Origin of the sequence: Streptomyces wedmorensis (assembly GCF_000716445.1) — a bacterium.
GTDB lineage: Bacteria > Actinomycetota > Actinomycetes > Streptomycetales > Streptomycetaceae > Streptomyces > Streptomyces wedmorensis.
Window position 1 is genome coordinate 1 of record NZ_JNWK01000105.1, and the last position, 21024, is coordinate 21024.

Annotated in this window: 12 protein-coding genes; 1 reads left to right on the plus strand and 11 read right to left on the minus strand. The window is 74.6% G+C overall.

The window, feature by feature from the left end:
* Nucleotides 1-90: 90 nt before the first annotated feature.
* From OO54_RS39860 to OO54_RS39870, 3 genes are all read right to left on the minus strand, one after another.
* Entirely contained in the window at nucleotides 91-573 is a 483-nt protein-coding gene (locus tag OO54_RS39860) for an anthrone oxygenase family protein (protein WP_017242481.1), read from the minus strand.
* Between the two features lie 87 nt (nucleotides 574-660).
* A complete protein-coding gene (locus OO54_RS42075; RefSeq protein ID WP_078905607.1) occupies nucleotides 661-3054 on the minus strand; it encodes a bifunctional salicylyl-CoA 5-hydroxylase/oxidoreductase in 2394 nt (797 codons plus the stop codon).
* A gap of 1 nt (nucleotide 3055) precedes the next feature.
* Nucleotides 3056-3883, minus strand: coding sequence for an enoyl-CoA hydratase family protein (locus OO54_RS39870; RefSeq protein WP_033212382.1), 828 nt, complete (start codon nucleotides 3881-3883; stop codon nucleotides 3056-3058).
* Nucleotides 3884-4129: 246 nt separating this feature from the next.
* On the opposite strand from OO54_RS39870, the gene OO54_RS39875 reads away from it, so the two are divergent.
* Nucleotides 4130-4639 (plus strand): ATP-binding protein, encoded by a 510-nt coding sequence (locus OO54_RS39875; RefSeq protein WP_051787858.1) that lies wholly within the window; start codon nucleotides 4130-4132, stop codon nucleotides 4637-4639.
* 72 nt (nucleotides 4640-4711) lie between these two features.
* Here the strand turns inward: OO54_RS39875 and argF are convergent, their stop codons facing one another.
* From argF to OO54_RS39920, 8 genes are all read right to left on the minus strand, one after another.
* Nucleotides 4712-5725 (minus strand): ornithine carbamoyltransferase, encoded by a 1014-nt coding sequence (argF, locus tag OO54_RS39880; protein WP_033212384.1) that lies wholly within the window; start codon nucleotides 5723-5725, stop codon nucleotides 4712-4714.
* A gap of 123 nt (nucleotides 5726-5848) precedes the next feature.
* Nucleotides 5849-7081, minus strand: a complete 1233-nt coding sequence (locus tag OO54_RS39885) for an arginine deiminase (RefSeq protein WP_033212387.1) — start codon at nucleotides 7079-7081, stop codon at nucleotides 5849-5851.
* Nucleotides 7082-7302: 221 nt separating this feature from the next.
* Nucleotides 7303-7947, minus strand: coding sequence for a hypothetical protein (locus OO54_RS39890; protein ID WP_157856603.1), 645 nt, complete (start codon nucleotides 7945-7947; stop codon nucleotides 7303-7305).
* A gap of 1477 nt (nucleotides 7948-9424) precedes the next feature.
* Nucleotides 9425-11755: a hypothetical protein gene (locus OO54_RS39900; protein ID WP_033212395.1), complete on the minus strand. Its 2331-nt coding sequence runs from the start codon at nucleotides 11753-11755 to the stop codon at nucleotides 9425-9427.
* Nucleotides 11752-14436: a hypothetical protein gene (locus OO54_RS48470; protein WP_033212396.1), complete on the minus strand. Its 2685-nt coding sequence runs from the start codon at nucleotides 14434-14436 to the stop codon at nucleotides 11752-11754. The genes OO54_RS39900 and OO54_RS48470 overlap by 4 nt, the downstream gene beginning before the upstream one ends.
* The gene (locus OO54_RS39910) at nucleotides 14433-17915 is read right to left on the minus strand and encodes a tubulin-like doman-containing protein (protein ID WP_033212398.1); all 3483 of its coding nucleotides are present in this window, start codon (nucleotides 17913-17915) and stop codon (nucleotides 14433-14435) included. Before OO54_RS39910 ends, OO54_RS48470 begins: the two co-directional genes overlap by 4 nt.
* 21 nt (nucleotides 17916-17936) lie before the next feature.
* Nucleotides 17937-20522, minus strand: coding sequence for a VWA domain-containing protein (locus OO54_RS39915; RefSeq protein WP_033212402.1), 2586 nt, complete (start codon nucleotides 20520-20522; stop codon nucleotides 17937-17939).
* A partial coding sequence (locus OO54_RS39920) for a Pycsar system effector family protein (RefSeq protein ID WP_051787861.1) occupies nucleotides 20519-21024 on the minus strand: 506 nt, incomplete at its 5' end. The genes OO54_RS39920 and OO54_RS39915, both read right to left, overlap by 4 nt.

Genomic DNA, 21024 nt, shown 5'->3' on the forward strand with positions numbered 1-21024 from the left:
TTATCCGACAGGATCAACTCGGCCTTCGGCCGCCCCGTACGTGCCATAGGGCAAGCCTATACATCTGAACAGAATTCCTGACTCAGAAGACTAGCGGGCGTTGCGGACGGTCAGGGCCCGCAGCAGGCAGGCGAACCCAGCTGTCGTGAGGACTGCGCGGACCGCGTTCCAGGCGACCCAGGGGCCCGCGAAGGCGGCGCGGGCGGCGGTCGGGTCCTGGGCCGAGGCGAGGGCGTCGTTGAGGGGGACGTTCGCGGCGGAGGTGACGAGGAAGACCGCGACGGCGAGGACGAGGGCGGCGAGCGTCCAGGGGCGGGCGCGGCCGGCGCGGTGCTGCCAGGCGGCCACGGCCGCCAGGAGCGGGGCGCCGAAGAACACGGCGAAGAAGGCCGGGTTCTGGATGACGTCGTTGATGTCGCGCATCACCTGGACGTAGACCCGGTCGTCGCTCCGCGCCAGCGCCGGCATCACCGAGCAGACGTACGCGAACCACACCCCCGCGAGCAGTCCCGTCGCGGCCGTCGCCGTGCCGAGGACCGCCCCGGCACCCTTCCCACCCCTGTTTTGTGTCATGTCCTCATTCAACGGGGGGAGGGACTCCCGCACCATGCTCCGGCGTCGCACCGACATGTGCGGGCGTCCAGGCGCGCCGGACGGGCTTCAGTCGCGGCGGCCCGTCGGGGGCCTGCGGCTGCCGGCGCGGTAGGGGGCGGGCCAGGGCGCTGCGGGGCCTTCGTAGCCCTGCTCGGCGGCGGCGTGGAGGGTCCAGTGCGGGTCGTAGAGGTGGGGGCGGGCGAGGGCGCAGAGGTCGGCGCGGCCGGCCAGGAGCAGGGAGTTGACGTCGTCCCAGGAGGAGATGGCGCCGACGGCGACGACGGGGACGCCGGTGGCGGCACGTATGCGGTCGGCGTAGGGGGTCTGGTACGAGCGACCGTAGGCGGGGGTCTCGTCGGGGACGACCTGGCCGGTGGAGACGTCGATGGCGTCGGCGCCGTGGGCGGCGAAGGCGCGGGCGATCGTGACGGCGTCCTCGGCGGTGGTGCCGCCGTCGGCCCAGTCGGTGGCCGAGACGCGGACGGTCATGGGCCGGTCGTCGGGCCACGCCTCCCGTACGGCGTCGAAGACTTCGAGCGGGAAGCGCAGCCGGGCGTCGAGGCTTCCGCCGTAGGCGTCGGTCCGGTGGTTGGTGAGCGGGGAGAGGAAGCCGGAGAGCAGGTAGCCGTGGGCGCAGTGGAGTTCGAGGAGGTCGAAGTCGCAGCGTGCGGCCCGGCGGGCGGCGGCCGCGAACTCCTCGCGCACGGCGGCGAGTCCGGCGCGGTCGAGGGCACGTGGGGTCTGGTTGACGCCGGGCCGGTACGGGAGGGGGGAGGCGGCGACGAGCGGCCAGTTGCCCTCGGGCAGCGGCTGGTCGATGCCCTCCCACATGCGGCGGGTGGAGCCCTTGCGGCCGGAGTGGCCGAGCTGGACGCCGATGGCCGTGCCGGGCGCCTGGGCGTGCGCGAAGGCGGTGATCCGGCTCCAGGCGTCGGCCTGCTCGTCGGTCCAGAGGCCGGAGCAGCCGGGGGTGATGCGGCCCTCGGGGCTCACGCACACCATCTCGGTCATGACGAGTCCGGCGCCGCCGAGGGCCCTGGCGCCCAGGTGGACGAGGTGGAAGTCGCCGGGTACGCCGTCCTCGGCGACGTACAGGTCCATGGGCGAGACGACGATCCGGTTGCGCAGGGTGAGTCCGCGGAGTCGGAAGGGCGTGAACATGGGCGGAGTTCCGGGTGGGCAGCCGAAGTCGGCTTCGACCGCTTCGGTGAAGGCCGGGTCGCGCAGCCGCAGGTTGGCGTGGGTGACGCGGCGGCTGCGGGTGAGCAGGTCGAAGGCGAAGCGGCGGGGCGGGCGGTCGACGTGGTCGGCGAGTTCCTCGAACCAGCGGAGGCTGGCGGCCGCCGCGCGCTGGGTGGACTCGACGACGGGGCGGCGCCCGTTCTCGTACGCGGTCAACGCCTCGGCCAGGTCGGGGTGTTCGCCGACGGCGGTGGCGAGGGCGAGGGCGTCCTCGACGGCCAGTTTGGTGCCGGATCCGATGGAGAAGTGCGCGGTGTGGGCGGCGTCGCCGATGAGGACGGTGTTGCCGTACGACCAGCGCTCGTTGACGACGGTACGGAAGGCGGTCCAGGCGGAGTTGTGGGCGCGCAGCTCCCGGCCGCCGAGCGCCTCGGCGAAGATCTTGGCGCAGCGGGCCGTGGACTCGGCCTCGTCGAGCTCGTGGAACCCGGCGGCCCGCCACACCTCCTCGCGCATCTCGACGATGACGGTGGAGGAGCCGGTCGAGTAGGGGTAGGCGTGCAGCTGCATCACGCCGTGTTCGGTCTCGGCGATCTCGAACCGGAAGGCGTCGAAGGGGAAGTCGGCGGCGAGCCAGATGTACCGGCAGCGGTGCGCGGTGATCCTGGGCCGGAAGTGCGCGGCATGGGCCTCCCGGGTGCGGCTGTGCACGCCGTCGGCGGCGACGACCAGGTCGTGGGTGGCGGCGAGCTCGTCGGCGGGCGGCGCCTCGGTGCGGAAGCGGAGCCGTACGCCGAGCTCGGCGCAGCGGGCGTGCAGCAGCTCCAGGAGCCGGCGGCGGCCGAGCGCGGCGAAGCCGTGGCCGGTGGAGGTGGTGCGGTGGCCCCGGTGGACGACGTCGATGTCGTCCCAGCGGACCAGTTCCCGGCGCAGCGCCTCGTACACGGCCGGGTCGGCGTCCCGGATGCCCCCGAGGGTCTCGTCGGACAGAACCACGCCGAAGCCGAAGGTGTCCGACGGCGCGTTCCGCTCCCACACGGTGACCTCCCGCCCGGGGTCGAGCCGCTTGAGCAGGGCGGCGGCGTAGAGCCCGCCCGGCCCGCCCCCGATGACGGCGATGCGGGAGGAGGGTGCGACGGCGCTCGGGCGGGGCGTGTCCGGGGTGGCGGGGGACGGTGCGGGGGCGCCCGTACGGGCCGCTTCCGGCGATGCGGCGGCCGCATCGGGGGTGTCCGGCGCCGCACCGCCCGGGCGGGGGGTGTCCGGGGTGGCGGGCATGTCAGCGGCCCTGCCATTTCGGGGGGCGTTTGGCGGTGAAGGCGGCGTGGAACTCGGCGTAGTCCTCGCCGTGCATGAGGAGGGCCTGGGTGGCCGCGTCCAGTTCGACGGAGGCGGCGAGGGGCATGTCGAGTTCGGCGGTGAGCAGGGCCTTGGTCTGGGCGAGGGCGAGGGCGGGGCCGTCGGCGAGGCGGCGGGCGAGGGCGGTGGCGCGGGTGTCGGCGGCGCCTTCCTCGGTCAGTTCGCTGAGCAGGCCGATGCGCTCGGCCTCGGCGGCGTGGACGGGTTCGCCGAGCATGAGGAGCCGGGTGGCGTGGCCGAGGCCGACGACCCGGGGCAGCAGGTAGGCCGCGCCCATGTCCCCGCCGGAGAGGCCGACCCGGGTGAAGAGGAAGGCGAAGCGGGTGGTGGGGTCGGCGATGCGGAAGTCGGCGGCGAGGGCGAGTACGGCGCCGGCGCCGGCCGCGACGCCGTGCAGGGCGGCGATGACCGGGAAGGGGCACTCGCGCAGCGCCCGCACGACCTGGCCGGTCATCCGGTTGAAGTCGAGGAGCCCGGCGGTGTCGAGCGAGAGGGTGGCGCCGATGATCTCGTCGACGTCGCCGCCCGAGCAGAAGCCCCGTCCCTCGCCGGCGAGGACGAGGGCTCGGACGGTCCGCTCGCGGGAGAGCTCGGCGAGCAGGTCTCGTAGGTCGGCGTAGGCCCCGAAGGTGAGGGCGTTCAGCTTCGCCGGGCGGGCGAGGGTCACGGTGGCGACGCCTCGGTCGATGTCGAGGCGCAGGTGCTGCCAGTGGGGCGTCCGGGGCGTGGAGCCGGTAAAGGGGCTCATACGGAACGGCCTCCTTCCTCCGTTCGGAGGGTATCACCGTACTGTGACTATCGTCACGAGTGCGCGATAAAGGAGCTGTGCGTGCGGCCCTCACAAGGTCCCTGGACCGTCGTGACCGAAGTCCCCCGCGGCGAGGAAGGGGTGCCCTGGGGAGCGGATCTTGCCTCTCCTATGGTTGAAACCAGGACGTCTCGGGATGCCTCCGTCCCACTCGCCCACCGTCCACTCGGTGAAGGGAGCCCGCACATGCCCGAAGCCACCGGATCCGACGCCACCGGCCCCGAAGCCACGGGGCCCGCTCCGGACCGGCCCGCCGCCTCGTGGCGCATCCGGCTGCCGCACACGACCGCGGCCGTGCCGATCGCCCGCGCCCTGATCCGTGCCGCGCTCGACGACATCGGCCCGGAGGCCGCCGGCCGCCCCTGCGGCGACACGGCCGAGCTGCTCACCGCCGAGCTCGTCGCCAACGCGGTCGAGCACACCGCCGGGCGGGGCCCCATCGAGCTGGTCGTGGAGCTGCGCGCGGCGCCCGGCGGCTGCCAGATCGAGGTCCACGACTCCGAACCCGCCCGGCCCGGCCGGCTCCCCTGCCCCGACCCCGGCACGGAGGTCGACCCCTGGCAGGAGCACGGCCGCGGCCTCCTCCTGATCCGGGCGCTCAGCAGCGACTGCGGCCACCGGCCGACCGCGCACGGCAAGGCGGTCTGGTTCACGCTCCCGGGAGTACCGGCCCAGGGCCGGCGCCGGGAGCCGTGAAGCAGGGGGCGTCCGGTCGAGACCGGCCTGATCGACCTGACCGGCCTGATCGACCTGACCGGCCCGGCGCGCCTAGGCTCCCGTCGGACCGGCCAGGGTCGCGACGAGGACCGCCTTGATCGTGTGCATCCGGTTCTCGGCCTCGTCGAAGACGACCGAGTGGGCCGATTCGAAGACCTCGTCGGAGACCTCGAGCTCGGTCAGGCCGTGCCGGGCGTGGATGTCCCGGCCGACGGCCGTGCCCAGGTCGTGGAAGGCCGGCAGGCAGTGCAGGAACTTGACGTCCGGGTTCCCGGTGGCGCGCAGCACGTCCATGGTCACGGCGTACGGGGAGAGGGCGGCGATCCGCTCGTCCCAGACCTCCTTGGGCTCGCCCATGGAGACCCAGACGTCGGTGGCGACGAAGTCGGCGCCCCCGACTCCTTCCGCCACGTCCTCGGTCAGGGTGATCACGGCGCCGCTGGTCTCGGCGAGCTTGCGGGCGGCGGCGACGATCCCCTCGGCCGGCCAGTACGCCTCCGGGGCGACGATCCTCACGTCCATGCCGAGGAGGGCGCCGGTGACCAGGTAGGAGTTGCCCATGTTGAAGCGGGCGTCGCCGAGGTAGGCGAAGGCGATGCCGTCCAGCGGCTTGTCCGTGTGCTCGGTCATGGTGAGCACGTCGGCGAGCATCTGGGTGGGGTGCCAGTCGTCGGTGAGCCCGTTGAAGACGGGAACGCCCGCGTGGGCGGCGAGCTCCTCGACCGCCGCCTGGCTGTCACCCCGGTACTCGATACCATCGAACATCCGACCGAGGACCCGTGCGGTGTCCCTGACCGACTCCTTGTGACCGATCTGCGAACCCGACGGGTCCAGGTAGGTCGTGGAGGCGCCCTGGTCCGCGGCGGCGACCTCGAAGGCGCAGCGGGTGCGGGTCGAGGTCTTCTCGAAGATCAGGGCGATGTTCCTGCCGCGCAGTCGCTGGACCTCGGCGCCCGCCTTCTTGGCGGCCTTGAGCTCGGCGGAGAGCGCGATCAGGGCGCGGAACTCCTCGGCGGTGAAGTCCAGCTCCTTGAGGAAGTGGCGGCCGATGAGGTCTGTGGCCATGGGACGCGCTCCTGGGGGTTCGGGTCGGGGGACGACGAGGGGACGACCGTCGGGACCCTGGAAGTCTATACGAGCATCAGCATTTATATACAGCCCCCCTCGCGTGGCCTTCCCGTGCGGCCCTCAGGCCGCCTCCCGCTCCACCGGGCAGCTCATGCAGCGCGGTCCGCCCCTCCCCCGGCCCAGCTCGCTGCCGGGGATCTCGATCACCTCGATGCCCTGCTTGCGCAGGTGCGTGTTGGTCGTGACGTTGCGCTCGTACGCGACGACCACTCCCGGCTCCACCGCCAGCACGTTGCACCCGTCGTCCCACTGCTCCCGCTCGGCCGCGTGCACGTCCTGGGTCGCCGTGAGGACCCGGATCTCCTGGAGGCCGAGGGCCGCCGCGATGGCGCTGTGCATCTGCTCCGGGGGATGGTCCGTCACCCGCAGGGGGTGGCCCGCGTCGCCCGGCTCGATCGTGTACGAGCGGAGCATGCCGAGCCCCGCGTACTGGGTGAACGTGTCCTGGTCGACCATCGTCATCACCGTGTCCAGGTGCATGAACGCCCGCCGCTTCGGCATGTCGAGCGCGACGATCGTGCGCGCCGAACCGGCCGCGAACATGCCCCTGGCCAGCATCTCCACCGCCTGCGGCGTGGTGCGCTCGCTCATCCCGATGAGGACGGCGCCGTTGCCGATGACCAGGACGTCGCCGCCCTCGATCGTCGACGGGTAGTCGGCCTGCCCCTCCGACCAGTGGTGGAAGCCCCCCGCCTCCGGGCCCGTGAAGAGCGGGTGGTGCTTGTAGATCGCCTCGAAGTGCACGGTCTCGCGCTGCCGGGCCGGCCACCGCATCGCGTTGATGGAGACGCCGTCGTAGATCCAGGCCGACGTGTCCCGCGTGAAAAGGTGGTTCGGCAGCGGACCGAGGAGGAAGTCGTCCAGGTCGAGGGCGTGGAAGCGGACCGAGGTCGGCTCCCGGTGCGCCGCCAGGAACTCCCGCTTCGTCATCCCGCCGACGAGCGCCTCGCCGAGCGCCACGGCGTCCAGCGAGTCGAACGCCGACTTCAGATGGTCGGCGGCCAGCGGCCCGTACTCCTTCTCGTCGAAGACCCGGTCAAGGACCAGCGCGCGGGCGGCCGGCACTTCCAGGGCCTCGCTCAGCAGGTCCCCGAAGAGGTGCACCACCACCCCCCGGTCGCGCAGCACGTCGGCGAAGCCGTCGTGCTCCTGCCGGGCCCGCCGCACCCACAGCACGTCGTCGAAGAGGAGGGCGTCCTTGTTGGACGGGGTGAGCCGCTTCAGCTCCAGATCGGGCCGATGCAGGATGACGCGGCGCAGCCGCCCGGTCTCGGAGTCGACATGGAATCCCATGCGCCCATCCTGACGGAGCCGGGCTGCCACGGCCCGCCTTTCGGATCAGGCCGGGCGTCGCCGGCCGAGCCGGGGCGGGTGCGAAGCGGGTCTCATCTGATGCGGGCTCGGCCGTGTCGGATGCGGGCTCGGCCGTGTCGGGTCCGGGGAGGGGTGGGCCGGGATGGGGCGGGCCGGGGTGGGGTGTCCCGGTCGGCCGGGGCGGTGGGCGTCGTGTGGGGTCAGGTCAGCATGCCCCACAGGCCGATCAGGGCGATCGCCAGCACCAGGCCGCCGAGCAGCAGCGCGACGCGGGTCAGGAAGCGGCGCGTGTAGCCGTTGCCGGGATCGTCCGGGTGGGCGGCGGGCGGGGACACCGGAACGCCGGGCCTCGGCGGGGTACGGGGCATGCCGTACGCCTCCTTCAGCAGCGACAGCCAGACCGCGTCCGGCAGCCCGGGGCGCTCCCCGTCGACGATCAGCCAGAACGTCTCGCGGGCCGACGGTTCCGGGCTCGTCCGCAGCCGCGACAGCAGCTCGGCGACCGTGCCGACCCGGCCGTCCCCGCCGCCGAGCAGCGGGCGGACCGCCCAGCGGTACAACTCGGCCGCGTTCGCCGCGCGCTGCTCCTCCGGCGGCTCCGAGGGACGCGCCCGGGCACCGGGCGGCGCCACGGCCCACAGCTCCCGGTCGAGGGCCACCTCACACAACTCCCGGCGCAGCGGGTGCTCCCAGGACGGCAGCCGTCGGGCGATCTCCTGGAGCAGGACGGTGAGGACGGCGTACTCCAGAGGGCGTCGCAGCACGTCCAGCAGCTCACGGCTGCCGCCGCGCCGCACCATCTCCCGCGCCTCCTCCGGCCCCCGCGCCGTCGGCAACCTGTGCACGAGCCCGGTCTCCGCCTCCCGTTCCCTCCCCCGCTTCCACGACCGCCCTTGCCGCTCCCCCGGCCCGCTCCACTCAGCCGGCACATCCGGCAGGACGGGACGCGGATACGCGTCGCCGGCGCCCGCACCACTCCGGGCGGGGCGCGGCGGGTGGGCGGCCGGCTCGGCTACGGGAGGTGCGGCGGGTGGGCGGTCGGGGGTGTAGGGGGTCTGGTCGTGGTGCCGGTCGTGGTGCCGGTCGCGCTCCTGCTCATCCTCCGCCGGATCGGAGCGGAGCGACGGGGCGGCGGGGGCCGGGGGCCGGCTCGGCATCTCGGGCCGGCCGAAGTCACGCCCCTCGCGGGACTCACGCCCCTTGCGGGACTCACGCGCATCGCGGGGCTCGCGGGGCTCGTAAGGCTCACGGGGTTTGTGGGGCTCGTGGGACTCACGCGAAGTCGAGGAGTGAGGGTCGCGCGGCACCGGAGGTTGCGGGTCCAAGGCGGGAGGCCGTGGGGGCGGAGGGGGCGCGAGGGGCGCGGCGGGCGCGGGGCGCGGGGGGGTCGGGGGGTGTGGGGTGGGTGCGGTAAATGGGGTGGGTGTGGGGTGCGGCGTCGGTGTCGGGCGTGGGGTCGGTGTGGGGCGTGGGGGTTTTCCCGTCGTGGGAGTGGGGGGCCACAGGGCGGGGTCGCCGGTGCGGCGGTCGAGGGTTTCGAGGGCACGGGTGGCGGTGTCGAGGAGAGGGGCGCGGCGGGGGGGGGGGGGGGGGGGGGGGGGGGGGCCCCCGGGGGGCCGGAAACGCGGCGGCGCTCGGTGTTGTGGCTCGCCGCGCCCGACCAGCGGCCGACGAACACGAAGCGGAGCGCGGTGACTTCGGCGGTGTCGTGGGTGGCGAAGGTCCACCGGCGGTTGGTGGTCGCGCCGAACATGCTGTGCAGGCCCCAGAGGACGCCGAGGGCGGTGTCGCCCCGTTCGTCCAGGACGGTGAACCGCTCGTCGGGGTGGCGCAGCAGCTCGGCGACGGTGCCGACGAGTTCCTCGGACACTCCGGCGAGGCCCAGGTCGAGCGCCCACTGTCCTTGGCCGGCGGCGGCCGACACCAGGGCCTCTTCGGGGACGACCGGCAGCCCGCCGCGCGCCTGGGCGGCGTCCACGGCGGCGGCGCCGTCCCAGTCCCAGGCGTGGAGGCCGAGGCAGGTGGAGGGGGTGAGGAGGTCGGGCGAGCCGACGAGGGCGTGGCAGAGGACGGAGGTACCGCCGGCGGCGTCGGTGTAGGGGGCGCGCCGGATCAGCATGACGCCGGCGTTCTGCTGGAGGCGGATCAGCGCGGGCCGGGTCTCGTCCCCGGTAGCCCGCAGGACGGGTCCGGAGATCCGGAAGAGGTTCTCCGCCTCGTCGCGGGGCCCCGACCAGGCGACGGGGCCGAAGCCGGTGTTGCCCGACGGGTTCTCGCTGTCCCAGCGGAAGACGATCTGGTCGACCTCGTTCTCCGGCCGTGTCATCGGGCGATCCCCTCTCCGGGCTCCGCCCCGGGCAGCAGCCCGCACATGGCGAAGAGCGACAGCAGTGGTGCGAGGACGCGGCGCGGCCGGGCCCCGTGCGGAAATCGGTCGCCGCGCGCCTGTCCGCCGGTGGCCGCGACGAAGTGCAGGGTGCAGTCCGCGCAGTCGTCGAAGGGCTTGAGCCAGGCGGCACTGGCGTGGTGGGCGAGGAAGGCGTACGCGTCCCGGCTCTCGTCCCGGAGCGCCGCCGGGTCGTGCCGACCGGGCAGGGACCGGCCGAGCCAGCGGTCGACGGACGGTTCGAAGCGCACCAGGTCGCTCTTGTTGACGGCGAGCGCGGCCGGGGCGGCGACGAGTCCGCCGCGCTGCCGTGGAATGCGGTTGAGCACGGTGGTGAAGGCCTCGTCGCCGAGGTCGCGGCGGCGCAGCCCGCTCTGCTCGCGCAGCGGGTCGAGGGAGGGCAGCCGGAGCGCGCGCAGCGGGTCGAGGACGAACACGAAGGCGTCGACGCCCATGAGGAAGCGGCCGACCTCGCCGTCCTGCGCGAGGTCCTCGCCCGCGAGGTCGAAGAAGACGACGGGCCGGGGGGTCGCGCCGCCGGCCGAGACGAGCAGCCCGTCGGCGAACCGCGCGAACGTCTGCTGCCCGGTACGGCCCAGCTGCCGGCCGTCCTTGAGGCTCTGGACCCGTTCGCGCAGGTAGGTGCGGTGCGCCTCGGGGTTGAGCGGCCGGCACTTCAGTCCGTACGGTTCGAGGCCGCCGAGCTCGACCTCGCCGAGCATCGCGGCGAGGAGGTGGGTCTTGCCGACGGACGAGCTGCCGACGAGGGCGACGGACAGCGGTTCGCCGGTGGTGAGGTAGGGCACGGGGAGTTCGTGCTCCTCGTCGCCGTCCACCGTGTGCGGGCACAGGTGGTAGGCCTTGCGCAGCGCGTCCGCGACGTGGCCGGGGCGGCGCTCGCCGCTCAGGTCGAGCGGGATCCGGTTGCCCTTGGCGTCGATCGTGACGAGCAGCCGTTCGTCGTACTCCACGGGAAGCAGGCAGTGCGGGCACATCCGGCTCCGCGCCTGTGGTTCCGGCGGCGACGCCGGTGGAACCGGTTCGGCGGGGTGGCCCGGGTCGTCCCCGCCGCCGAAGATCCGGCCGAGGAGGGAGATGCGCGGCGTGCGTGGCCCGGGCATGTCCCGGCCGACGGGGTCCGGGTCGGGGTGCTCTGCGGCGCCCGGCCCGTTCCCGGCGCGCAGGGAGTGCTTGCGGGCGATCTGGAGGTCGTACTCGGCGCGCCACCGTCCGAGCGGGTCGGCCGTTCCGACGCCGGTCGCGAGCGGGTCGGGCACGTGCAGGAGGCGCATGAGCTCGGCGGGGTGCGGCCGTTCCGCCGCACGCGGGGAGAAGAGGCCGCTCTGTCCGAGGGCGGCGAGGCGGCGGTAGTCCACCAGGTCCGCCGGGGGGCCCTCGCCCCGGTCGGGCCGTCCGGAGAGCAGGTAGTAGGCGAGGTGGGCGACGGACCACAGGTCGTCGCGCGGGTCGGCGACACCGGCTCCGGCGCGCTGCTCGGGCGAGGCCCAGGGCGCGCCCCCGAAGGGTTCGCGGGCCTCTCCGGCGCGCACGGCCGCGTACGGTTCACAGAGCCGTACGCGCGAGCCGTCCCACCGTACGGTGTCGGGCGCGACGGCCCGGTGCACGAGGTCCAGGTCGCCCAGGAGCCTTACGGCCATGGCGAGTTGACCGGTGATCCGTTCCTGGTCCTCGGCGCCCAGGCGCCCCGCCCACTCGGTGAGCGGCCGGCCGCCCGGCGGCCGGTACAGCACGAAGGGTTCGGCGGCGGTCAGGTCGAAGCCGACGATCCTGGCGAAGACGGCCCCGAACTTCTGCTGTCCGTAACGTCGTTCGAGCGCGACGGCGGCCGCCACCTCCCGTTCGAGGAGTCCGTACGCGTGCGGGTCCCCCTGCGCCGACGCCGTCAGCCGGTACTGGAGGACCGACCACCCCGCGCCGAGCACCACCCGGCGCGCGAGCACACCGGCACGGCCGGGCGGTCTGCGGTCCTCGCCGTACCGCACGGCGAAGCGGACCGGAACCTCCTCCTGCGTGAGGAACTCCAGCTCCTGGTAGTAGGGGTGGGGCGGCCGGCCCGGTTCGCTCAGGTGGTCCGGGTGGTCGGTGCCGATCGGGGAGTACGGGTCGTCCGTGCGGTTCGGCTGGGACGGATCGGCCGAGCGGTCCGGCGAGTTCGGGCCGTTCGATCCGTTCGGTCGGTTCGGTCGGTTCGGTCGGTTCGGTCGGTTCGGTTGGTTCGGTCGGTTCGGTTGGTTCGGGTCGGTCACGGTTCTCCCGCCTCCTCGGCGCGGACGGTGTTCACGACGTCCGCGCGCAGCGGTACGAGGCGGAGGATGCCGGCGTGGCGGCCCGCGCCGGTCCACACGACGTCCTCCGCCGTGCCGCGCCATACGTCGTCGCCCGCCGCCCCGCGCCGCATCGCCTCGGGCACGAACCGGACCTGCCGGGCGGCGAGCGGGTCGTGGGAGAGCAGCCGCAGGTGCTCGGGGCCGCAGAGCGCGACCGTACGGCCGGGGTCGTCCTCGGCGAGGAGCAGCCGGGCCACCGCGTCCGGGGCGACCCCGGTCAGCCGGGCCGCGTCGGGCCGGTCCGAGCGGTCGGTGAACGCGGCGAGCGCGGTGAGACCCTCCCGGTCGCGCAAACCGTCGTACGCGGGCGGCGGCGACGCGGCCACGTCGCGCTCCAGGCGCAGCCGGGTCTCGGCGAGCAGCTCGTCCAGCCGCTGCTCGTGCACCGCCGACACGGTCGCGCCGGGATCGCGCTCGATGCCCGCCCAGCACCTGTCGAGGATCAGCACGGTGCCCGCGACGAGGTCGCCGACGAGCGTGTCGACGAGTGCGGGGCCGCCGTCCCCGTACCGCCGCTCCAGCCAGCCCGGCGCGGGCCCGGACGGGGGCGGGGGGCCACCGGCGGCCCCGGGGACCTGCCCGTACGGCGCGGACGCGCCGTACGGATCGGACGCGCCGTACGGATCGGACGCGCCGTACGGATCGGACGCGCCGTACGGATCGGACGCGCCGTACGGATCGGACGCGCCGTACGGGGCGGACGCGCCCGGCCCGTCGAACGGGTCGAACGGGTCGCCGGGCGACGAAGGCCCGTGGCGGGACGGGGCCGAGGCCCCGGCGGGGGGCTCATCGTCCAGGTCGGACCAGGTGTCGGTCTCGTCGTCCCCCCAGTCCTCCCAACTCCAGGATGCCGCACCGCCGTCGGGGCTCGGGGGTGGTGCGGTCCCCGTCCGGTCGGAGCTCTCGCGGGGTGCGTACGGCTGCCCGTGCGCGTCGGCGGTCGCCGCGAGGGCGCGCAGCAGCCGGGCGACGGCACCCGCGCCGGCCGAACAGTGGTGGCGCACCTCGGCGAAGAGCCAGTCGTGCACGGCGGTCGTGACGACGAGGGCCTGGATCTCCCGGAGGATCCGGCCGGCCGCCTCCGGGTCCGCGCGGGCCCACCAGTCGTCCACGGCCCGGCTCCAGTCGCGCAGCGCGAGGAGGACGACGGCGGTCGTGGACAGCGCGGCCACGAGGGCGCCCGCCCAGGCGGGCGGGCCCAGGAACTGGCCAAGGGCCGCGCCGGCGACGCCCCCGACGAGGCCGCCGAAGAGGCGGGGCGCCGCGCCGGTGGCGCCGCCGCCGTCGATCCGGCCGTCCGGCGAGCGGTTGGGCCTGCGCCGCAGCGCCAGGTGGGCGAGCCCGGCGGCGAGGACGCCGACGGCCGGGCCGAGGACCCACCCGACGACCGGCCAGACCCCGGCGAGCAGGGCGAGGAGCCCCGTCACGGCGAAGGCCGCCGGGCGCGAGCCGCCGGCCGTGAAGGGATGACGGCCGCCGAGCCGCCGCAGCCGCTCCGGGCCGCAGATCGCGTCGAGGCGGGCGAGCCGGGCGGCGCTGCCCACCGGGGCGGTGCGCGCGGAGAGCGCGGCGAGCCGGGCCGCCACGGAACGCAGGGGCAGGCCCTTGGCGATCAGGTCGTGGGTGTGGTCGCGCAGCGCGGGCACGATGCCGGTCCGCGAGATCTCCCGCGGCATCTCGGGGAGTTCGACCCCCCGGTCCCGGAGCAGGCCGCGGTGTTCGGCGGTGAGCCGGGTGCCGCCCGCGGCGCCGAAGGCGTCCGCGACCGCGGCGCGGAACCGGGCCAGCTCCTCCGTCACCCGCTCGACGTCCCCCGGCAGGTCGACGGTCCGGCCCACCCGGGTGAGGAGTCCGGCCGCGCCGCGGACGCGTTCATAGCCGTCGACGGCGTCGCCGAGCGCCTCCTCACAGGCGGCCATCCGGGCCCCGGCCCTGCCACGGGGCGGGAGCCAGTGGTGGCCGGAGAGCGAGCGCGGCACGCCCTCGTCGAGGAGCAGCGCGAGGGCCCCGGGCAGTTGCTCGGCGGAGACGCCTCCGGTCGCCGGGACCTCCGGGCCGGTGAGCCCCTCCACGGCCTGCCGCCAGGCGCGCGCCCGTGCCTCGTCGGTGAGGTCGTGCTCCAGGACGCGGACGGCGGGCACGGCGACGCCGTGCACCACCTCGCCGAGTGCGCGGAGCACGGCGTCGAAGACCTCGGGGGTGGACAGGACGTCGACCAGCGGCCGCAGTGCGGCCTCGCCCGGCACGCCGTCGTCGGCCGTGTCGAACACCCACAGGATCCCGGCCGCCGGCGGGCGCAGGGTGAGGGAGCGGCTCACGGTCCGCTCCCCCCGCGCCCCGACGGCCAGGCAGACGATGTGGGCGGGGCCGTAGGAGGAGAGCCGCTCGTAGAGCAGCTGGTGGGCGACGAGCCGGTCGGCCGCGTCGACGACGAGGAACCGGCGCTCACCGGCGGGCTGCGGTGCGTCCAGGGCCGCGCGTACGGCGGCCTCCGCGCCGTACGCGTCGGCCGCCGGGCCGGGCCCGTGCCCCGCCGTTCTCAGGTCGAGGCAGACGGCGTGTCCCGGCAGCGGACGTTCGGGGAGGACACGGGAACTCACTCCGCCTCACCGGCCCGGTCGCGGCGGCGCGGCTCGTCCGCGAAGTCGTCCTCGAAGTCCGGGCCGAAGTCCGGGCCGAAATCCGGGCCGAAGTCCGGGCCGAAGTCCGGGCCGAAGTCCGGCTCGGGCTCCAGCTCCCAGTCGCCTTCGTAGACGGACTCCCTGTTCTCGTGCCGCCCTCCGTTCCGGTGCGCGTGCGCGTCCCCGTACCGGCCCCCGTTCTGGTGCGCGGTCTCCGGCCGGGGTTCGTACCGGCCCCGCGGAAGGCTTCCGTCAGGTCGGCCTTGCCCGGGCGGCCTGGCCGGCCCCCGGGCCGGTCCCCGCTGCCTGCCCGGCCCCGGCTGCCGGTCGTGGCGCGGCGCGTGCCGTTCGTACAGGGCGCGGAGGTTGGCGCGGGTGGCGCGGGAGGCACTGGGGAAACGCATGTCGAGGGCGCCCGGGTAGGTGACCTCCCAGAAGTGGCGCAGGGGCGCGAGCCATCCGGTGTCCGACTCTCCGTATTCGGCCGCGAGTTCGTCGATGAGGCGCAGTTGGCGCGGGGCGATGTCCTCCACGAAGTCGACGAAGAGCGGCGACGGGGGTGCGGGGACCTGGGCGAGGCCCTTGGGGAGGGTGCGCATCAGCCGTTCGCAGAACTGCTCGATGATCTGGCCCTCGTCGAGCAGGGCCCAGCGCTCGTACGCGCGGAGCAGCCCCGCCCAGCTGGAGAGCGAGCCGTCGAACCCCTCCAGGCGCAGCGACATGGTCGCGGACTCGCCCTCCTGGAGCCGGATGCGGACGAGGTGGGGCGAGGAGACGGGGCCCTCGGTGGCGATGTGGCCGTTCCACATGGTGCAGAGCAGCCGGTGCAGGATGCGCTGGCGGTCCTGTTCGGTGGAGACGAGCCAGTCGTCCTGGTAGCCGAGGCGCTGGCGCCAGTGCAGGAAGTCGTCCTCGCCGCCCGAGTCGCGGGCTTCGGACCAGAGGCTGAGGACGCTGCGGACCTCGGAGATGTCGGTCAGGTTCATGCCGCTGCGGAAGAGGACGACGGTGATGGAGTCGGTGTCGACGGCCCGGCACTCCGGGAACACCCGGGAGGGCAGGTTGAGTTCCTGCGAGAGGAAGCCGGCGGCCCGGCCGTCGGACTCGCTGGCCGGGTGGACGATGAGGATCTTGAGCGGGCCGCTGCCGTCCGGGATGAAGCCCACCGGGAGCAGTCCGGCGAGCCGCGAGCGGAACTGGTCGAGCCAGCGGGGGTCGATCTTCGCCTCGGCGGTCTCGTCGCCCGACGCGGCCCGCAGCAGGAGCTCCATGGACGGCAGCAGGGGGCGGGCGAAGACGTCCTCGTTGGCCTCGCCGAAGAGGCGCTTGACCCGGCGCTCGACGACCTGCTTGATCTCCTTGACGGCGGCCCCGGAGGAGCGGCGGACCGCGTCCAGGGCGCGCCGCCAGTCGTCGGGTCCGACGAGCCGGTCGAGGAGGGTCGCGGGGTCGGTGGTCTCGGGCAGGCCCTCGCTCTGGGCGAGCCGGTCGACGACGTCGTCGTAGAAGGCGCGCAGGGTGTTCTGCGGGGGCAGCAGGTAGGCGATGCCGGCGCGGTCGTCGCGGTAGAGCTCGCGGCGGCGGTCGGCGAAGGCCTTGCCCTCGTCCTGTTCGTGGGCGCGGAGCACCTTGGCGAGTTCGGCGACCTCGTTGGTGACGCGGTTGAGGGACGGCCGCCACTGGGCCTCCCCGGCCTGCCAGCCACGGTGCCAGAGGACCCGGGCCCGCCACTGGTACCAGGCCTCCTGCGCGGCGAGCGCCTCCTGCACGTCGGGGTCGGTCCACCGGGCCGGGACGACCCCGCCGACGCTGCGCTTGATCCGGGGGATGGCCGGGGCCGAGGTCTGGACGTGCGGGGGCCGCTCGGGCTCGTTGCGCCGGTTGTCGAGCATGCCGGTGAAGCCTTCCCTGGCGACCCGGTCGGGGTGGCCCGGCAGGCCGGCTAGGACGGTTTCGAGCTGGAACGGGCCGACGGCGCCGAGGAGTTCGCGGGCTCCCGCGCCGGGCCTGAAGTCCTCGGTGAGGCGCGGGATCTCGCGGGAGAGGTGGACGTCGAGGCGGTGCAGCGACTCCTCCATGTCCTGGAGGCGCTGACGCAGCTCCTGGGTGATGTCCCTTGTTCCTCTGGGGAGTTGCTCGGGCAGGGGCACGTCGGGTGCCTCGCGGCTCCACAACCGGCCGATGCCGGAGCGGGTGAAGAGCTCGCGGACGAGGTCCTGTCCCTCCCGGGCGGGTCGCCGGGAGCGCTCGGACATGCCGCGGACGGCCTGGGCGAGGAGCCGGGCGGCGACGATCTCCGCGAGGTCGTCGACGGGGACGGTGAGGGAGGCGGCGAGGCTGGTGGACATGCCGCGGTAGCCGATGCCGGTACGGGCGGGGGTCGCGCGCTCCACGCTCTTGTTGATGAAGCTGGCGGCGAAGGACTGGTAGTCGTCCTCGGCGCGGTTCACCCCGCCGCTGTCCTCGCCGAGTTCGGTGCCGATCAGCGACATCACCATGGCGGTGATGGAGCGGCGCAGGTCCTCGGAGCCGATGACGGCCGGCTTGGAGAAGAGGAACGCGGTCTGCATGGTGGCGGGGCGCAGCGCGACGAGCCCGTCGCCCGGGTAGGTGACGCTGAGCCGGCCGTGTTCCTCGACGTCGCCGACGGTGTCGAGGGCGTCCGGCACGTTCTGGTCGTCGACGAGCCGCGAGAGGTCCACGAGGGCGCGGGCGGCGTTGAGTTCGGCCTCCCGGCCGCCGCCCGCCTCGGGCGGGAAGGCGGAGGGCATGACGACGAGCGGGTAGATCTTCACGCCGGGCACCTTGGCGTTGCGGAACTCGTGCCCGATGAGGTGGATGAAGTCGTAGAAGATGCCGGCGCCCGTGCCGCCGGCGACGGAGAAGGCGACGAAGACGTCGCAGCCGCGGATGCGGCCGCCGCCGACGCGCTTGAGGTCTCCGGCCGCCTGCCCGATGGCCCCGATGGCCTCGCGCAGCTGCCGCAGGACGGGTTCGAGGCCGGAGCGCACGGTCGCGAAGAACGCGGCGCGCCCGACGGTGGGCAGCTGCCCGGCGCCGCTGTTGAGGGGGGCGACGCGCGGCTGCCGGGCCTGCGGCGGCAGCCAGAGCCGGGTCTCCTCGTGGACGGAGACGCGCAGCATGCGGGTCACCTCGGGCGAGGAGTCGAAGTCGGTGGGCAGCAGGTCGCGGACCATGCGGGAGGTGCGGGCGAAGGCGGCGCCCTCGGCCCCCTTGGCCCGGAACTGCGGCTGGCTCAGCAGCTCGCCCTCGCTGAAGTCGGCGTACACGAACTGGAGGCAGTCGGGCAGCTGGAACGGCAGCCGGCGGCCGCCGTCGACCAGGTCGGTGCCGTCGGGGCCGCACAGCTCCCGGCGCAGGCTGCGTTCGAGTTCGCTGCCGATGCGTCCGCCGGTGCCGCCGAGTCCCACGAAGAGCATGGGCTGGTAGATCTTCATGTCGTCTCCTCGGTGACCCGTTCAGAAGTTCTCGTCGTACGCGCCCGCACCGGGGACGGCCTCGCCGGAACCTGACCCGGAGCCGAAGCCGGAGCCGGGTCCGGACCCAGAGCCGAAGCCGGACCCAGAACCGAAGCCGGAGGCGGAGTCGAAGCCCGTGCCCGAGTCGGACCCCGAGCCCGGATCGAATCCGGTGCCCGTGCCCGTGCCACCGCCGGCGACGGAGCCGGAGCCGTTCCCCGTGCGCCCGCTCCTTCGCGTACGGCCCCTCCTGCCCGTCCCGTCGGCCGTCCCCGCACCCCTACCGCCGCCGGTGCTCCGGGGGCCTCGGGCCCGGCGGGACCACGGGAGGTCGCGGGTCGTGCCCGGTTCCACGCGGCCGCCGCGGACGACGAGTTCGTGGTCGCCGAGGGCGATCGGCTCACCCGTCCTGACGGGGACCTGCGGGCCGCCCCTGAGGCGGAGCAGCAGCTCGCCGCTGCCGGTGCGGCGCAGGACGTGGGCGGCGGATGCGGTGCCGCCGCGGATCCGGCGGAGCGTGGGCGGGGCTCCGTACGGCTCGTCGACGGTGAAGGCGAAGACGCCGCCGGGACTCTGGCCGCGCCGGATCGGCAGCGAGTAGAGGTCACGGCCCTCGTGGCCGAGTTCGAGCGTGAGACCGGTGAGGTCGCGACGGCGACGCCGGGCGGCGAACCGGATGCCGGTGAACGCGGCGAGGAGCAGGAACGCGGCCGTGCCCGCGGCCGCCGCCTTCCACCACCGGTCCCACCAGGTCGGCGGCGCCACCACCCGGGCGTCCAGGTAGTCGGAGTCGAGGGCGGCGTCGCCGTCGGTGTCCACGACGGTGACCTGGCCGCCCAGTTCGCCGAGGGGCGTGGAGCCGCCGAGGGTGACCGTGAAGGGGACGCTGATGCTCTTGCCCGGCGGCGCCGTGACGGTGGTCGGCGCGAGGGTGAGCTCGGTGCCGGGCGTCACGTCCTTCAGCGCGAGGCGCAGGGTGTGCGGCGCGGAGTCCTCGTTGGTGACGTCGAGGGTGCCGCGGACGGTTCCCCCCGGGTACACGGTGGCCTGGTCGACGGCGAGCCCGGCGATCACGAGTCGCGGCCCCTCGGCGACCCGGGCGTACAACGGGCGCAGGTCGGAGGTGATGCCGGGCGCGGCCATGCGGGTGACGAACTTCAGCTCGCCGGTCGCCCCCGCGGGGACGGTGAGCCGGCCGGTGAAGCGGACGTCGCCGGCCTTGCGGTCGGGTGCCTTGCCGTCGTCGGCGAGCCGGAACGTGACGGGCCGGAAGCCCGCGCCGCTCATCTCGGCGGTGACCGCGAGACCCGCGAGCTGCCCGGGGTCCGAGATGACGACGCCGCGCCGGGTCTGCATCCTCGCCTGCACGGTGATCTCCTCCCCCGCGCGGGGAGACGCCGGGTCGAGGGTGACGTCGGAGCGGAGGCGGCCCTGCCAGATCGCCCGGACGGCGACCTCGCGGTCGCGGTGCCCCTCCGGCGCCTCGATGTGCACGCGCCAGCGGCCGGGCAGCGGGTTCTTCACGCGCAGCGCCTCGACCGGGCCGTCCTGCCCGCTGACCTCGAAGAGCGAACCGTCGAACTCGCCCCGGGCGGGCACCTTGCGGCCCGCCGGGTCGAAGTACGTCACGCGCACCTTCGGGTCGTGCTTGGAGACCGTGAGGGAACCGTCGGTCGCGATCGGCGGGATGGACACGCTCAGGTCGGCGGGCGGCTTCCCGACGGTGCCCTGCGCGATCCGGGCGCAGCGGGCGGCGGCGAACGTCTCCTGGAGCGCCGTGTCGATCTCGGCGGACGTGCCGACGACCCTCATGCGCGGGGTGGAGCCGGGGACTTCGGAGCAGGCGCCCCGGTAGCCGCCCTCGGCCATCGCGGTGAGCGCGTCCCGGTCGATGGCGGTGCCGAAGCCGAGGGGCCAGATCTGCACGCCGGCGGCCCGTGCGCGGGCGAGCTCCTCGGTGAGCCGCCGCTCCCCGTTGGCCTGGCGGCTGTCACGGTCGGTGCCGTACTCGGGGCTGTCCCCGACGTCCAGCTTGCCATCGGTGAGCAGGAAGACGACCTTGGGGACGGCCGGTCCCTTCGCCCCGGCCCCGTCGCCGTCCTCCGCGAGGCGGCTGACGGCCTGGCGTACGGCCGCCGGGAAGTCGGTGCCCGGCCCCATCCGCGCCTCGTCGCGGCGGCCCAGTCCCTGGACGCAGTCGCTGAGACGCTCCCGGCCGGCGGCGTCGGCGACGGTCAGCTGGCACACCTCGCGCACCGGCGACTGGCCGGGCTTCTCCGAACTGCCGAACCCGATCACCACCGCCCGGGAACGCTCCGATATCTCACCCTGGACCAACAGCGCGGCCGCCTCGGTCTCCCGGGCCAGGTCCTTGTCCGCCAGGCTCTTCGACTGGTCGACGACGACGGCGAAGTCGATCGGCTCCGGGCCGTCGGACGGCTCGGCGGCCGACCACGGCGCCCTGGGACTGCCCGGCGCTCCGCCGGCCCCCGAGGCGGTGGCGGCCGTGAACGGGGTGAGCGCGAGGAGCGCCCCGGCGAGGAGCAGGGCGCTCCCCTTGTCGGTCCACTGCATCTTCTGTCTCACCACAGTTCGCTGAAGAGGGCCAGGAGGGCGCCGAGCGCGAGCGCGCACACGCCCAGGCGCAGCCACCGGTACTTCGCCGCGAGCACGAGCCCGTGCACGCTGGCCTGTTCGAGGAGCCAGCCGGTCGCGTCCGTGCCCGACGCGGTGAGCCGCTCCCGCAGCACGGGCTCCGACGGTCCGGACGTCAGCTCGCGCAGGAGCGTGCGGTCCGCCCCTATGCGCGTGCGGGGCAGCACGACCGAGACGAGCATCAGCACCCCCGCCGTCCACAGCGCCCCCGCCACCAGCAGGAACACGAGCCCGGCCCCTGCGTCCGGCAACGGGCCCCGGTCCCCGGAGAACACCACCGCGAGGAAGGCGAGCGCGCCGGAGAGCAGGATCGCGGCCTTCGTGTCGGCCCGCCCGATGTCCTCTCGCACGGTGGCGAGCAACCGCTCGGCCATGAAGCGAAGCTCTTCGGGCGGGGTGGGTGCGGGGGCCGGGGCGGGCGTGGGGGTGAGGG

Coding starts and splice junctions, on each gene's coding strand:
- OO54_RS39860 (WP_017242481.1), bottom strand. CDS start 573: ATGACACAAAACAGGGGTGGGAAGGGTGCCGGGGCGGTCCTCGGCACG.
- OO54_RS42075 (WP_078905607.1), bottom strand. CDS start 3,054: ATGCCCGCCACCCCGGACACCCCCCGCCCGGGCGGTGCGGCGCCGGAC.
- OO54_RS39870 (WP_033212382.1), bottom strand. CDS start 3,883: ATGAGCCCCTTTACCGGCTCCACGCCCCGGACGCCCCACTGGCAGCAC.
- OO54_RS39875 (WP_051787858.1), top strand. CDS start 4,130: ATGCCCGAAGCCACCGGATCCGACGCCACCGGCCCCGAAGCCACGGGG.
- argF (WP_033212384.1), bottom strand. CDS start 5,725: ATGGCCACAGACCTCATCGGCCGCCACTTCCTCAAGGAGCTGGACTTC.
- OO54_RS39885 (WP_033212387.1), bottom strand. CDS start 7,081: ATGGGATTCCATGTCGACTCCGAGACCGGGCGGCTGCGCCGCGTCATC.
- OO54_RS39910 (WP_033212398.1), bottom strand. CDS start 17,915: ATGAAGATCTACCAGCCCATGCTCTTCGTGGGACTCGGCGGCACCGGC.